Origin of the sequence: Conexibacter woesei DSM 14684, assembly GCF_000025265.1 — a bacterium.
GTDB classification, from domain to species: Bacteria; Actinomycetota; Thermoleophilia; order Solirubrobacterales; family Solirubrobacteraceae; genus Conexibacter; species Conexibacter woesei.
The window spans coordinates 2,697,907-2,711,532 of the sequence record NC_013739.1; the positions used below are offsets into that span (position 1 = coordinate 2,697,907).

At 72.1% G+C, this 13,626-nt stretch carries 14 protein-coding genes; 12 read left to right on the top strand and 2 right to left on the bottom strand.

Translation table 11 applies throughout. From position 1 onward, the window contains the following. The first annotated feature begins 32 nt into the window (after nt 1–32). Nucleotides 33–2,690 carry an Agd3-related carbohydrate-binding protein gene (locus CWOE_RS30635; protein ID WP_049793267.1) on the top strand — a complete coding sequence of 886 codons (2,658 nt, stop codon included), beginning with the start codon at nt 33–35 and terminating at the stop codon, nt 2,688–2,690. A 4-nt stretch (nt 2,691–2,694) separates the two neighbouring features. Here CWOE_RS30635 and CWOE_RS12635 read toward each other — a convergent pair whose 3' ends face one another. Both CWOE_RS12635 and CWOE_RS12640 read right to left on the bottom strand, forming a co-directional pair. Then, nucleotides 2,695–2,943, bottom strand: coding sequence for a hypothetical protein (locus tag CWOE_RS12635; protein WP_012934007.1), 249 nt, complete (start codon nt 2,941–2,943; stop codon nt 2,695–2,697). Nucleotides 2,944–3,178: 235 nt separating this feature from the next. Continuing rightward, nucleotides 3,179–3,838, bottom strand: coding sequence for a GntR family transcriptional regulator (locus tag CWOE_RS12640; RefSeq protein ID WP_012934008.1), 660 nt, complete (start codon nt 3,836–3,838; stop codon nt 3,179–3,181). A gap of 114 nt (nt 3,839–3,952) precedes the next feature. Between CWOE_RS12640 and CWOE_RS12645 the strand changes: the two genes are divergently transcribed. From CWOE_RS12645 to CWOE_RS12695, 11 genes are read left to right on the top strand one after another with little or no spacing between them, the layout of a single operon-like run. Further along, nucleotides 3,953–4,231, top strand: coding sequence for a HypC/HybG/HupF family hydrogenase formation chaperone (locus CWOE_RS12645; RefSeq protein ID WP_012934009.1), 279 nt, complete (start codon nt 3,953–3,955; stop codon nt 4,229–4,231). Beyond that, nucleotides 4,228–4,461 carry a HypC/HybG/HupF family hydrogenase formation chaperone gene (locus CWOE_RS32000; protein WP_148260995.1) on the top strand — a complete coding sequence of 78 codons (234 nt, stop codon included), beginning with the start codon at nt 4,228–4,230 and terminating at the stop codon, nt 4,459–4,461. The genes CWOE_RS12645 and CWOE_RS32000 overlap by 4 nt, the downstream gene beginning before the upstream one ends. Then, the gene (gene hypD / locus CWOE_RS12655; protein WP_012934011.1) at nt 4,458–5,573 is read left to right on the top strand and encodes a hydrogenase formation protein HypD; all 1,116 of its coding nucleotides are present in this window, start codon (nt 4,458–4,460) and stop codon (nt 5,571–5,573) included. Before CWOE_RS32000 ends, hypD begins: the two co-directional genes overlap by 4 nt. Further along, nucleotides 5,574–6,665 (top strand): hydrogenase expression/formation protein HypE, encoded by a 1,092-nt coding sequence (gene hypE / locus CWOE_RS12660; protein ID WP_012934012.1) that lies wholly within the window; start codon nt 5,574–5,576, stop codon nt 6,663–6,665. Nucleotides 6,666–6,677: 12 nt separating this feature from the next. Next, nucleotides 6,678–7,739: an NADH-quinone oxidoreductase subunit B family protein gene (locus tag CWOE_RS12665; RefSeq protein WP_012934013.1), complete on the top strand. Its 1,062-nt coding sequence runs from the start codon at nt 6,678–6,680 to the stop codon at nt 7,737–7,739. A gap of 12 nt (nt 7,740–7,751) precedes the next feature. Further along, nucleotides 7,752–9,533, top strand: coding sequence for a nickel-dependent hydrogenase large subunit (locus CWOE_RS12670; RefSeq protein ID WP_012934014.1), 1,782 nt, complete (start codon nt 7,752–7,754; stop codon nt 9,531–9,533). 3 nt (nt 9,534–9,536) lie between these two features. After that, nucleotides 9,537–10,457, top strand: a complete 921-nt coding sequence (locus tag CWOE_RS12675) for a NifU family protein (RefSeq protein WP_012934015.1) — start codon at nt 9,537–9,539, stop codon at nt 10,455–10,457. Then, the gene (locus CWOE_RS12680) at nt 10,454–11,161 is read left to right on the top strand and encodes a DUF5947 family protein (RefSeq protein ID WP_012934016.1); all 708 of its coding nucleotides are present in this window, start codon (nt 10,454–10,456) and stop codon (nt 11,159–11,161) included. The genes CWOE_RS12675 and CWOE_RS12680 overlap by 4 nt, the downstream gene beginning before the upstream one ends. Further along, nucleotides 11,158–11,835, top strand: a complete 678-nt coding sequence (locus CWOE_RS12685; RefSeq protein ID WP_012934017.1) for a DUF6084 family protein — start codon at nt 11,158–11,160, stop codon at nt 11,833–11,835. Before CWOE_RS12680 ends, CWOE_RS12685 begins: the two co-directional genes overlap by 4 nt. Then, on the top strand, nt 11,832–13,112 hold the full coding sequence (locus CWOE_RS12690) for a hypothetical protein (protein WP_012934018.1): 1,281 nt from the start codon (nt 11,832–11,834) through the stop codon (nt 13,110–13,112). Before CWOE_RS12685 ends, CWOE_RS12690 begins: the two co-directional genes overlap by 4 nt. After that, on the top strand, nt 13,109–13,621 hold the full coding sequence (locus CWOE_RS12695; RefSeq protein ID WP_012934019.1) for a hydrogenase maturation protease: 513 nt from the start codon (nt 13,109–13,111) through the stop codon (nt 13,619–13,621). The genes CWOE_RS12690 and CWOE_RS12695 overlap by 4 nt, the downstream gene beginning before the upstream one ends. The last annotated feature ends 5 nt before the right edge of the window (nt 13,622–13,626 follow it).

The following is a 13,626-nucleotide window of genomic DNA, read 5'->3' on the forward strand; positions in this document are numbered from 1 at the left end:
GGACCATGCGGACGAAGAGGCTCGCTCTCGCGATGACTGCCCTGACGATCGCCAGCACGCTGTCGCTCGCGACGTTCGCATCCGCGGACGCCGGGGCTGCCCAGCGCGTCGACCTGAAGGTCCTGCTGCTCGGCGCGACGGGCACAGAGCCCTCGTTCGAGGCGTGGCAGACGCAGCTCCAGCGCGAGGGCGTGCCGTTCGACGCGCTCGTCGCGAGACCGGGGCACGCGCCGATCACCGCCGCGACGCTCTCGACGACGCTCCCGGACGGGACGCTGGAGGGCAGATACGAGGCCGTGATCCTCGCGACCGGCGGGCTGCTGACGTGCGACTCGGCACCTTGCACCTCCGCGCTGTCGGCGGCGGAGTGGGCGGCGCTGCAGACCTACGAGCAGACGTTCCATGTCCGCCAGCTGAGCGCGTACGTCTTCCCGGGCGCTGACTTCGGCCTCAACGCGCCGACGTTCTCGGGCGTGATGGACGGCCAGGTCGGGAACCTCACCGCGTCCGGGCTGCAGGCGTTCCCCTACCTCAGAGGCCCGGTCGAGATCGACGTGGGCACGTTCGGCTACCAGGCGACGCCGGCCGCCGGCGCCAGATTCGACACGCTGCTCGGGGGGCCGAACGGCTCCGCGCTGGTCGGCGTCTACACGCATCCGGACGGTCGCGAGGAGATGGTCCAGACGTTCGACGGCAACCAGTACCAGCTGCATTCGTGGCTGCTGCGCCACGGCGAGCTGGAGTGGGTCACGCGCGGCACGTACCTCGGCCTCCAACGCAACTACCTGGAGCTGCAGGTGGACGACGTCTTCCTGCCCGACGACTCGTGGGACCCCGTCAGACACGTGACGAACTACGACCCGGCCGCCGCGATCCGGATGACGCCGGCCGACGTGACGTTCCTGTCGAATTGGCAGGCGGCGCGCGGAATCCGCATGGACATGGTCTTCAACGGCGGCGGCAGCGTCCAGTACACGCAGGAGAACGGCAGCGACCCGCTGCTGCCCGCGTTCCAGGCGATCAAGTCGCAGGTCGGTTGGATCAACCACACCTACGACCATCCGAACCTCGACTGCTCGACGCAGTCGTTCATCGCGAGACAGATCACCGACAACACCGCCTGGGCGCAGCAGGCCGGGCTGCCGTTCAGCGGCGGAGAGCTGGTGACCGGCGAGCACTCCGGCCTCGCGAACCTCGCGCCCGGCAACCCCGGCACGATCGACCCGCCCGGGCTCGACGACGCGACGCCCGCGACGACCGGCGGCACGCTCGCCGCCGGCAGCTACGACTACAGCGTCACGGCCACGACGCCCAACGGCGAGAGCATCGGCTCGACGACGACGGTCGCGACGACCGGCGCGACGGGCTCGGTCTCGCTCGCATGGGAGGCGATCTGCCACGCGACGACGTACAAGGTCTACCGGCGCGTCTCGCCCGCCGGCGCCTGGGCGCTGCTCGCGACGATCGCGCAGCCGGCGAGAGCGTTCACCGACGCCGGCCCGGTCGCGATGACCTTCACCGACAGAGGCGCCGCCGGCGCGGCCGGCGCGCCGCCCGCGGGCAACGGCGCGCGGATCAACCCGTACGCCGAGAACCCAGCGTTCGCCCCGGCGCTGAGAGCGGCTGGCGTGACCTCGATCGCCGGCGACGCGTCGAAGCCGTACCCGCAGAACCCGTCGAGCACGGCGGGCGCGCAGTGGCCGGCAGGGCAGTCGTTCGTCGACGGGCCGGCACGCGTGATCCCGCGCTACCCGACCAACGTCTACTACAACGTCGCGACCCAGGCGCAGCTGCTCGACGAGTTCAACTACCTCTACCTCCCGCCGGCGCTCGGCGGGGTCTGCGTCAACACGTCGGTGACGACGTGCCTGACCGCGCCGGCGACGTGGGCGGACATCGTCGGAGGCGAGTCGCTGCGGATCTTCGGCCACATGATGGGCAACGACCCACGACCGCACTACTTCCACCAGACGAACATCGCCCAGACCGCGGCGGTCGGCGGCGGCGCCCTCTACCCGATCCTCGACGCGGTGCTCGCCGACTACGGCAGATTCTTCGCCGGCAACGCCCCGATCGTCCAGCTGTCGCAGTCGGCGATCGCCGACATGCTCGCGAGACAGGACGCCTGGTCCGCCGGGCGCAGAGCGGTCAGCGCGTACATCGAGGGCAACCAGATCACGATCGTCAACGGCGGCGCGGCGGTCTCGCTGCCGCTGAGCGGGACCGAGGTCGGCGACCTCTACGGCGGCACGCGCTCGGGCTGGACGACCGCGCCGACCGGCGCCAGCACCCACGTCGCGGCGAACGCGTGGCCCGGGACGGTCACGCCCCCGCCGCCGCCCCCGCCGCCCCCGCCGCCGCCCGACACGAGACAGGTGGAGCACATCGACCCGCCGCCGACCGGCCCCGGGCCCGTGCTGGCGCCGCCGAGCGCGTCGCAGCCGCCGGTCACGACGCCGGCCAGAAGAGGGCCGGCGAGAAGAACGGCCGCGAGAAGAGTCGTCAAGAAGAAGGCGAAGTGCGTCGTCCGCCGCAAGGTCGTGAGAGGACCGCGCGGGAAGCGCCGCGTCGTGCTCGTGCGCAGACACTGCAAGCCGGCGCACAGACGCGGAAGAAGCGGCGCGAGACACCACGCGAGAGCGAGAGCGAGAGCGAAGCAGCGGGCGGCGGACCGCCGCAGAGGCGGCTGAGGCGTCAGCCGGGCGGCGTCGCGCCGACGTGCCAGCGGCGCGTGCCGCGGTGCGAGACGCAGACGACGTCGCCCCGGCAGCGCAGGCGTTCGAGCGCATCGCGGACAGCGACCTGGAACGCGCCGCCGACGGCGTGCTCCTGCGACAGCTCCCAGACGATCAGGCTGGTGCTCGGGGAGCGGTAGGCGAGCGACAGCCGCTCGACGGCGGCGAGCACGTCGACGTCGGTCAGCTCGGCCGACGGCACGCGCATCGCGGCCGCCCACCTGCCGGGCAGCACCCGCTCCCGTGCCGTTCGTCCTCCAGGGGAGAGTGCCACTCCAGCCAGCCGACCACGCATCTGCGCCGATCCCTTCGCCCGTGCCCCCGGCCAACCCGCCGGTCAGATGCTTCTATCCATTTTGCGGGAAAAGCCAACGCGGCACAGAGCTTTTGCACGCGTGACGGACCGGATTCCTACCGGAGCGCTCCCGGAAGCGGCCACGCGGCTACTCCTCGTGCGCGAGCAGCGCGCCGAGCGTGAGCCAGTTGGCGCGCGCGGCGACGGCGGCGCCGGCGGCGTCCCCGGCGCCGGCGCGCGTGAGGATCGCCTGGTGCTGGGCGACCGAGCGCCGCCCCGGCAGCGCGTCGCCGCGCAGCCGCTCCAGGCGGTGCAGCCGCGGTGTGACGCGCGCGAGCGCGCGCTTGACCTCGGCGTTGCCGGCGACGCGCACGAAGACCGCGTGGAAGCGGTCGTCGGCGGCATAGGCGCCCGCGCCGTCGGCCGCTGCCAGCGCGCGCAGGAACGCCTCGTTCTCGCGTTGCAGCAGCTCGAGATCGCCGCCCTCCAGCTGCGGCACCGCCAGCTCGGTCGCGAGCGCGTGCAGCGCGGCGAGGACCGGGAACGTGTCACGCACGTCGGCGGGCTCGACCGGCGCGACGCGCGTGTACCGCTGCGGCGCCAGCTCGACCAGGCCCTCGTCGGCGAGGCGTGTCAGCGCATCGCGCACCGGGGTGCGGCTGAGCCCGAGCCAGGCGCACAGCTCCGTGTCGTGCAGCTGCTCGCCCGGCGCGAGCGTCCCGTCGACGATCGCGGTGCAGAGCGCGGCATAGGCGGTGTCGCGCAGCAGCTGCCGTTCGACGGCGTCCCGTTCGTGGGGAACTGGCATCTGACACTTCAGTAGACCACCGCCGTCAAGCAGCTTGCTTTCATACACCCGCCGCGATAGACCATCTTCCTGGAGGGATCAATTGCGATCGCTCCGGAGAGGAGACGACGACGCATGTGCCTGGCAATCCCGGGGCAGATCATCGCGATCGTCGACGACGCCAACCGGTTGGCCCAGGTGGACGTCGCCGGTGTCCGGCGGACCGTCAACGTCGGCTTGCTCGACGCCGACGGCGGCGGCGTCGTGCAGGGTGACTGGGTCCTGATCCACGTCGGCTTCGCGATCTCCAAGGTCGACGAGGCCGAGGCCGCGGCGACGCTGAAGCTGCTGCGCGGCATGGGCGCCGAGTACGAGCAGGAGCTGGAGGAGCTGAAGGCGAGCGTGATCGAGTGAGCGGGGCTCACTGCTCTCCCGATGACGGCCACTGCATCACGTGCGGTGACGACGGCGTGCCGATGCGCGTGATGGCGGTCGACGAGCCGCGCGGGCTCGCGCTCTGCGCGCAGGAGGACGGCGGTGCCCGCTCGACCGTCGAGATCGCGCTCGTCGCGCCGGTCGCGCCCGGCGACATGGTGCTCGTCCACGCCGGCACTGCGCTCACGCGGCTGGAGACGCTCGCATGAGATTCGTCGACGAGTTCCGTGACGCGGAGCTGGGCCGGACGCTTGCGGGCGAGATCGTCGCCGCCGTCGAGCCCGGCCGTCACTACAAGCTGATGGAGGTGTGCGGCGGGCACACCCACTCGATCTACAAGTACGGCGTCGACGACCTGCTGCCGGAGAACGTCGAGCTGGTCCACGGGCCGGGCTGCCCGGTCTGCGTGATCCCGATGGGCCGCGTCGACGACGGGATCGCGATCGCCCACCAGGACGACGTGATCTTCGCCTGCTTCGGCGACATGATGCGCGTGCCCGGCTCCGACGGGACGCTGCTGGAGGCCAAAGCGCAGGGCGCCGACATCCGGATGGTCTACTCGCCGCTCGACGCGCTGCGGATCGCGAAGGCCGAGCCCTCCAAGCAGGTCGTCTTCTTCGCGATCGGCTTCGAGACGACCGCGCCGTCGACCGCGCTGACGCTCAAGCGCGCGAAGGCGGAAGGCGTCGAGAACTTCTCCTGCGTCTGCAACCACGTCACGATCGTGCCGCCGCTGCGCGCGCTGCTCGACTCGCCCGACCTGCGGCTCGATGGCTTCGTCGGCCCCGGGCACGTCTCGACCGTCGTCGGCGCGCGCCCGTTCGAGTTCATCCCCGCCGACTACGGCAAGCCGATCGTGATCTCCGGCTTCGAGCCGACCGACATCCTGCAGTCGGTGCTGATGCTGCTGCGGCAGCTGCACGCCGGCAGACGCGAGGTCGAGAACCAGTACAAGCGCGTGGTCCCGTGGGAGGGCAACCTGCGTGCACTCGAGGTGATGGCCGAGGTGTTCGCGCTGCGGCCGCACTTCGAGTGGCGCGGGCTGGGCTTCATCTCGCACAGCGGCCTGCGGCTGTCCGACGACTACGCCGACTTCGACGCCGAGCGCCGCTGGCCGGTCCCCGGCGTGCGCGTCGCGGACCCGAAGGCGTGCCAGTGCGGCGAGGTGCTGAAGGGCGTGATCAAGCCGTGGGAGTGCAAGGTCTTCGGCACCGCCTGCACGCCGGAGCGCCCGATCGGCACGTGCATGGTGTCGTCGGAGGGCGCCTGCGCGGCGTACTACAACTACGGGCGCTTCGCGCGGGAGCGGGAGGTCGTCTAGGTGAGCGCGGTCGGCCGCGAGGAGCGGATCCTCGACATCATCGCGACGGCGCGCTCGAAGCGGCCGAAGTTCCGCGACGAGCGGATCACGATGGCCCACGGCGCCGGCGGCAAGGCGACCGGCGCGCTGATCGAGGGGCTGCTCGTGCCCGCGCTCGCGAACCCGGCGCTGGAGCAGCTCGCGGACGCCGGCAGCGTGACGGTCGACGACGTCGGCATGGCGTTGACGACCGACAGCTTCGTCGTCAAGCCGCTGCGCTTCCCCGGCGGCTCGATCGGCGAGCTGGCCGTCAACGGCACCGTCAACGACCTCGCCGTCGCCGGTGCGCGCCCGCTCGCGCTGACGCTCTCGCTGATCCTCGAAGAGGGGTTGGAGTCGAGCGTGCTGCGCGCCGAGGTCGAGGCGATCGCGGCCGCCGCCGCGGCGGCCGGCGTCGTCGTCGTCGCGGGCGACACGAAGGTCGTCGAGCGCGGCCACGCCGACCAGCTGTACGTCTGCACGACCGGTCTCGGGCGGATCGACCCGCGCGCGACGCTGGCGCCGAGCGCGCTGCGGCCCGGCGACCAGGTGATCGTCTCCGGTCGCATCGGCGAGCACGGCACCGCGATCATGCTCGCGCGCGGCGAGTTCGAGCTGGGCGCCGAGATCGTCTCCGACACGCGCTCGCTGTGGCCGGCGGTCGACGCGCTGCTCGACGCGGCCGGCCCGGGCCTGCGCTGCCTGCGCGACGCGACGCGCGGCGGCGTCGCCTCGGTCCTGAACGAGCTGGCGCGCGCCTCCGGTGTCGCGCTGCTCGTGCGCGAGGGCGACGTGCCGGTGCACCCGGCGGTCGCGGGCGCCGCCGAGCTGCTCGGGATCGACCCGATGCACGTCGCCAACGAGGGCGTGCTCGTCGCGGTCGTCGCGCCCGAGCACGCCGACGCGGCGCTCGCCGCGCTGCGCGGCGCGGGCGACGCGGAGCACTTCGCGCAGGCCGCCGCGATCGGCGAGGTCAGGACCGAGCCGCCGGGGATGGTGCTCGTCGAGACGGCGTTCGGCGGCAAGCGCGTGATGGACCAGTTGGTGGGCGACCCACTCCCACGGATCTGCTGAGAGGAGCCAGGCATGTCGACCGTCGAGTTCACCCCGAGACAGCGCGAGACGGAGGCGATCACCGCTCACGTGCTGTGGATGACGACCGGGCTGGGGTGCGACGGCGACTCGGTCGCGATGACCTCGGCGACGAACCCGAGCCTCGAAGACATCATCACCGGCGCGATCCCGGGGATGCCGAGAGTGGTGGTCCACAACCCGGTGATCGCCTACGAGCAGGGCGAGGACTTCATGAGAGCGTGGTTCGCCGCCGAGCGCGGCGAGCTGGACCCGTTCGTGCTGATCCTCGAAGGGTCGCTCGGCAACGAGAAGATCAACGGCGCCGGGCACTGGTCCGGCCTCGGGACCGACCCGTCGACCGGCCAGCCGATCACGACGAACGCGTGGATCGACCGGCTTGCGCCGAAGGCGGCGGCGGTCGTCGCGGTCGGCACCTGCGCGACGTACGGCGGCATCCCGGCGATGGCTGGCAACGCGACCGGCGCGATGGGGCTGCGCGACTACCTCGGCTGGAGATGGACGTCGAAGGCGGGGATCCCGATCGTCAACATACCCGGCTGCCCGGCGCAGCCGGACAACATGACCGAGATGCTCGTCCACCTCGTCTTCGCGCTCGCGGGGATGGCGCCGGTGCCGGAGCTGGACGACGCCGGCCGCCCGACCTCGCTGTTCGGGCGCACCGCGCACGAGAGCTGCAACCGCGCCGCGTTCTACGAGTCGGGCAACTTCGCGACCGAGTACGGCTCCGACCACCGCTGCCTCGTCAAGCTCGGGTGCAAGGGACCGGTCGTCAAGTGCAACGTCCCGTTGCGCGGCTGGCAGAGCGGGATGGGCGGCTGCCCCAACGTCGGCGGCATCTGCATGGCGTGCACGATGCCCGGCTTCCCCGACAAGTACATGCCGTTCATGGAGGAGGCGGGCAACGCGAGAATCTCCTCGGCGATCGCGAGATTCACCTACGGGCCGATCCTGCGGTGGGGCCGCAGCATCGAGATGAGACGCAGATACGACAAGGAGCCGGAGTGGCGCCACAACCGCGCCGAACTCACCACCGGCTACTCCAAGCGCTGGTAGGGGAGCGACACGATGGCCACCACAGACGCACCCACCGATCAGAGAGTCACCGTCAAGGAGATGTCGTGGGATCCGATCACGCGGATCGTCGGCAGCCTCGGGATCCACACGGAGATCGACTTCACCAACCAGCAGGTCCTGAAGTGTTACTCGACGTCGATGATCTTCCGCGGCTTCGACATCTTCATGAAGGGGATCGACCCGCGCGACGCGCACTTCATCACGAGCCGTATCTGCGGCATCTGCGGTGACAACCACTGCACCTGCTCGTGCCTGAACCAGAACATGGCGTACAGCGTCAAGCCGCCGAAGCTCGGCGACTACGCCTTCAACCTCGCCGAGTCGGCCGACTTCATGTTCGACCACGCGATCTACAACGACTGCATGGCGAACGTCGACTACTCGGAGCAGATGGTGAAGGAGACGAACCCCGCAGTGCTGGAGAAGGCGGAGAGAACGCCGGCGCCGCACGCCGCGATCCACGGCTACAGAACGATCGCCGACATCATGCGCTCGCTCAACGCGTTCACCGGCGACTTCTACCTGGAGACGTTGCAGGTCGCGCGCTACACGCGCGAGATGTACTGCCTCTTCGGCGGCCGTCACACGCATCCGTCGACGATCCTGCCGGGCGGCTGCAGCGCCGACATCACGCACCAGACGCTGACCGAGTACTACGTGCGGCTGATGCGCTACATCGACTACTGCAAGCGCACCGTGCCGATGCACGACGACCTCTACGACTTCTTCTACGAGGCGCTGCCCGGCTACGAGCGGGTCGGCTACCGCGACACCGACATCATCTGCTGGGGCGCTTTCGACGACCCGGACTACGTCGACTACGACTACAAGACGATGACCGAGTGGGGGCGTCACCGTTTCGTCACCCCGGGCCTCGTCTTCAAGGGCGAGCTGATCACCACGGACCTCGTCGAGATCAATCTCGCGATCCGGATCCTGCTCGGCTCCTCGTACTTCGACGACTGGACGAACGAGTCGACGTTCGTCACTCAGGACCCGCTCGGCAACCCGGTCGACAAGCGTCACCCGTGGAACAAGGTGACGCTGCCGAAGCCGCAGGCGCGCGACTTCACCGAGAAGTACTCGTGGGTCGCCTCGCCGCGGATGTACGACGCGAGAAACGACCGCTTCGTCGCGAGCGACACCGGCGGCGGTCCGTTCGCGCGCCAGTGGGTGACCGCGAAGGCCGGCCTCGTCGACCTCGGCTTCCTGAAGGCGACGGGCGAGAGCATCAAGATGGTGCTGCCGAAGACCGGCTTCATGCCCGAGATGGAGCTGGAGTGGAGAATCCCGCCGTGGTCCAACGCGATCGAGCGCCAGCGCGCTCGCTCCTACCACCAGGCGTACTCGGCGCTCGTCGGGCTGCATTGCCTGGAGAAGGCGCGTGCGGAGCTGAACGCCGGGCGGACCAGAAGCTGGCGTGACTTCAGAGTCCCGCAGGAGGCGATCAGCGTCGGCTTCCACGAGGCGGCACGCGGCGTGCTCTCCCACCACATGGTCATCCGCGAGGGCAAGATCGCCAACTACCAGCCGTACCCGCCGACGCCGTGGAACGCCAACCCGCGCGACGTGCACGGGACGCCAGGGCCGTACGAAGACGCGGTGCAGAACACGCCGATCTTCGAGGAGAACGGGCCGGACAGATTCAGAGGCGTCGACATCATGCGCGCCGTCCACAGCTTCGATCCCTGCCTGCCGTGCGGGGTCCACATGTACGGCAAGGGCAAGGGCACGGTGCGCAAGGTGGTGCACACCCCGACGGGGATGGCCTGAGCGATGACCGCCACGGTGCCGGGCGCGGGCGCCGGCGGCGGCGCAGGTGCGGAGTCGGCGCTCGTCGAACGGGTCCAGCGGCTGACCGCCGAGCTTGAGGCGCTGCCGGACCCGGCGGCGCGGGCCTGCGGCGAGCAGCTCGCGGCCGCCGTCGTGCAGCTCTACGGCGAGGGGCTGGAGCGGATCTTCGGCGCGTTGGAGCGGGCGCTGGACGAGGGCGGCGACGCTGCCGCGCCGGTCGCTGTGGTTCGCGACGAGCTGGTCGCCGACGGCGTCGTCGCGAGCCTGCTGCTGATCCACGGCCTCTACCCGGTCGGCTTGGAGGAGCGCGTGCGCGCGGCGCTCGACGAGGTACGGCCCTACCTCGCCTCGCACGGTGGTGACGTCGAGTTGCTCGCCGTGCAGGAGGGCGTCGCGCGCCTGCGGCTCGTCGGCTCCTGCCGCGGGTGCGCCGCGTCGGCGAGCACACTGGAGGCGGTCGTCGAGCAGGCGCTGGAGCAGGCCGCGCCCGACCTGCTCGGGCTCGACGTGGAGGGGGCGGCGCCGCCGAGCCCCGCTGCAGCCGGCGGCGCCCCCGCTCCCGGCGCGCCCGCTCCCGGCGCGCTCCCGGTGGCGGGCGCGACGACGTGGGTCCAGCTCGACGGTGCGGAGCGGATCGAGCGCGGCACGCTCGTCCCCGCCGACGACGGTCTCGTCGTCGCCAACGTCGCCGGCACGCTGCTGGCGTACCGCGACCGCTGCGCCGGCTGCGGCGCGGCGCTGCACGACGGCCTGCTGCTCGGCGGGACGCTGACCTGCGCCGCCTGCGGCCGCGCGTACGACCTGCCGCGCGCCGGTCGCTGCCGCGACGAGGACGCGCTCCAGCTCGACCCGATCCCGCTGCTGCGCGAGCGCGGGGCCGTACGGGTGGCGCTGGTCCGATGAGACTGCCGGCGACCGGGCTGCGGCGGATGGCCGCGTGGGCGGGCGAGCCGGGCGCGGCCGCGCCACGCCCCGACGCCGCGGCCGCGCCGGACGCCGCCCACTCGCGTGCCGCGGCCGCTTCCGCGGAGCCGCCCGCCGCCACCTCCGCCCACGGCACGTGCGAGCTCTGCCCGACCTCGCTCGGCGCCGACCACCGCCACCTGCTCCAGCTCGACGAGCGGCGGATCGTCTGCGTCTGCGAGACGTGCTGGGCGCTGCACTCCGGCGACACCGAGTTCCGGCCGACCGGCGGGCGGACGCTGTGGCTGGAGGATTTCGCGCTCGACGACGAGCTGTGGGCGGCGTTCCAGATCCCGATCGGCCTCGCCTTCATGCTGCGCAGCGGCGCGCACGACGCTGCCGGTCGCGTCGTCGCGCTCTACCCGAGCCCAGCCGGCGCGACCGAGTGCGAGCTGGACTTGCACGCGTGGGGCCGGCTGTGCGCGGCCAACCCAGTGCTCGACCGGCTGGAGCCCGACGCCGAGGCGCTGATCGTCAACCGCATCGCCGACCCGCCGCAGCACGTGATCGCGCCGATCGACGAGTGCTACCGGCTCGTCGGCACGATCAAGCAGCGCTGGCGCGGGATCAGCGGCGGGAGCGGGGTGGAGGAGGCGATCGCGGAGTTCTTCGCGTCGTTGCGGGAGGGGGCGGTGGCGGCATGAGCGCCGAGGCGACCGCAGGCGCGGCGCCCCGCATCGGCGAGCCGGTGTTCACCGTGCTCGGCGCCGAGCCGGTCCCGCACACGCTGACGCCGGCGCTGCGCTTCGACCTGCACGTGAGCGAGCCGCTCGGCCGCGAGCTGTACGCGATCGCGCTGTCGGTCCAGCTCCAGCTCGACCCCGCCCGCCGCACCTACGACGACGCGACGCGCGCGCGGCTGTCAGAGCTGTTCGGCGAGCCCGAGCGCTGGGGCGCGACGACGCACAGCTTCCAATGGGCGCGGATCGACGTGCTCGTGCCCGGCTTCACCGGCGCGACCGCCTTCTCGCTCGAGCTGCCGTGCAGCTACGACCTCGAAGTGGCGGCGAGCAGGTACCTCTACTCGCTGCCCGGCGGCGTCGCGCCGCTGTCGTTCCACTTCAGCGGGATGGCGCTCTACCGCGGCGAGCGCGACCGCCTCCAGGTCGCGCAGGTGCCGTGGAGCTGCAGCGCGCGCTGGGGGCTTCCGGTCGACACCTGGAGACGCGCGATCGACCTCCACTACCCCGGCGGCGGCTGGGTCCGGCTCGCGCCCGAGACGCTCGCCGCGCTCGCGGCGCGCAAGGCGGCGCGCGGCGACGTCAGCTTCGACGCGTGCGTGGCGGCGCTGCTCGCCGTCGAGGAGGAGGAGCGATGAGCGACCAGCTCGAAACGCTCGTCAGAACGCTGCTGTGGGAGGGCTACGCGCTCTACCCCTACACGCCCGGCGCGACCAAGAACGCGACGCCGACCCCGTTCGGGATCGTCTACCCGCCGGTCTACGCGGCCGCCAGCCCGACGACGTTCGACCGCATCCGCGTGCAGGCGATCGCGGAGGGCGGGGACGATGCGACGCTCGCGGCGTCCGTGCGGTTCCTGGAGCCGAGCGGCGAGCGCCACGTCGCCGTCGAGCGGCGCGTCGAGCTGCCCGCGACGCCGCTGTCCGCGCTCGCGGATGAGCCCGTCACGGCCGCGTTCTCCTTCGACGCCGTCGAGGGGCGCGTGCGGATGGCCGCGCAGCGCTTCGACGGCGGTCTCACCCGTGTGACGCTCTGCGTCCACAACTCGACGCCCGTCGCCGACGGGCTCGACCGCGTCGGTGCGCTGCGCGCATCCCTGCTCTCCACGCACGTGGTCGCGCGCGTCGCCGGAGCGGGACCTGCTGCCGGCGCCGGCACGAGCGCCCGCGCGGGCGGCGCGAGGTTCTGCTCCCCGGTCGCGCCGCCCGAGCACGCCGCCGGCGCGGTCATGACGTGCACGTGCGTGAACACGTTCCCCGCGCTCGCGAGCGACGCCGACGACGTCCTGCTCGGGGCCGCGATCGCGCTGCCCGACCATCCGCGGATCGCGCCCGAGAGCCGCGGCGACCTGTTCGACGGGACCGAGATCGAGGAGGCGCTGCTGCTGCACCTGCACGCGCTCTCCGACGGCGAGCGGGCCGAGATCGCCGAGCAGGACCCGGCCGTGCGCGAGATGCTGGAGCGCGCGGTCCGCACGACGCCGGCCGACATCGTCGCGCTGCACGGGCGCGTGACGGTTCGCGACCCGGTGGCGGCCGCGCCCGCCGCGCCGCCGGCGCCGCCCGCGCCCGCCGGCGCGCAGGAGGTCCGCGGCGAGCGGCAGATCGTCGTCGACGGCGTCAGCTACGAGCGCGGCGCGCGCGTGCGGCTGCGGCCGGCGGAGGGGCGTAACGCGCAGGACCACCTGCTGCGGGGACGGCCGGCGACGATCGAGCGGATCTACCTCGACTACGAGGACCGCGTCCACCTCTGCGTGACCGTCGACGACGACCCGGGGCAGGAGCTGATGCGAGACATCGGCCGCTACCTGTACTTCAGACCCGACGAGGTCGAACTGCTGCGGCCTGCGGCCTTGAGTTCGATTGGAAGAACTCGCCCGGAGGCTCGTTCTTCCGGCGGAGAGGAGGGATCGTGAACGCGACGCGAGAGAAGCAGATCCTCGTCGCGGGGGTCGGCAACGCCTGGATGCAGGACGACGCCTTCGGCGGCGAGGTCGCGCGGCGGCTGGAGGCGGACGCGCTTCCCTCCGGCGTGCGCGTGATGGACGTCGGCACCGGCGGGCTCGACCTCGCCTACGAGGTGATGCGCGGCTACGACGCGCTCGTGCTGGTGGACGTCAGCCGGCAGGGCGGCGCGCCCGGAACGCTCTACGTGATCGAGCCGCCGCGCGACGAGTTCGCCGGCCCGATCTCCGACGGCGAGTCGATCGACCCGCACGGGATGGACCCGCGCACCGTGCTGCGGTTCGTCAGCGCGGTCGGCGGCTGGCCCGGCAAGGTCGTCGTCGTCGCGTGCGAGCCGAGCGCGGTCGACGACGTCGGGCTCGGCCTGACGCCGCCGGTCGCCGCGGCGGTCGAGCGGGCCGTCGCGCTCGTGCGCGAGACGATCGACGAGCTGCGCACCGACGCGGCGTACAAGGTCTGAGAAGG

Bases quoted from the DNA above. Each gene is read 5' to 3' on its own strand.
- CWOE_RS30635 (WP_049793267.1), top strand. From the start codon at position 33: ATGACTGCCCTGACGATCGCCAGCACGCTGTCGCTCGCGACGTTCGCA.
- CWOE_RS12635 (WP_012934007.1), bottom strand. From the start codon at position 2,943: ATGCGCGTGCCGTCGGCCGAGCTGACCGACGTCGACGTGCTCGCCGCC.
- CWOE_RS12640 (WP_012934008.1), bottom strand. From the start codon at position 3,838: ATGCCAGTTCCCCACGAACGGGACGCCGTCGAACGGCAGCTGCTGCGC.
- CWOE_RS12645 (WP_012934009.1), top strand. From the start codon at position 3,953: ATGTGCCTGGCAATCCCGGGGCAGATCATCGCGATCGTCGACGACGCC.
- hypD (WP_012934011.1), top strand. From the start codon at position 4,458: ATGAGATTCGTCGACGAGTTCCGTGACGCGGAGCTGGGCCGGACGCTT.
- CWOE_RS12665 (WP_012934013.1), top strand. From the start codon at position 6,678: ATGTCGACCGTCGAGTTCACCCCGAGACAGCGCGAGACGGAGGCGATC.
- CWOE_RS12670 (WP_012934014.1), top strand. From the start codon at position 7,752: ATGGCCACCACAGACGCACCCACCGATCAGAGAGTCACCGTCAAGGAG.
- CWOE_RS12675 (WP_012934015.1), top strand. From the start codon at position 9,537: ATGACCGCCACGGTGCCGGGCGCGGGCGCCGGCGGCGGCGCAGGTGCG.
- CWOE_RS12680 (WP_012934016.1), top strand. From the start codon at position 10,454: ATGAGACTGCCGGCGACCGGGCTGCGGCGGATGGCCGCGTGGGCGGGC.
- CWOE_RS12685 (WP_012934017.1), top strand. From the start codon at position 11,158: ATGAGCGCCGAGGCGACCGCAGGCGCGGCGCCCCGCATCGGCGAGCCG.
- CWOE_RS12690 (WP_012934018.1), top strand. From the start codon at position 11,832: ATGAGCGACCAGCTCGAAACGCTCGTCAGAACGCTGCTGTGGGAGGGC.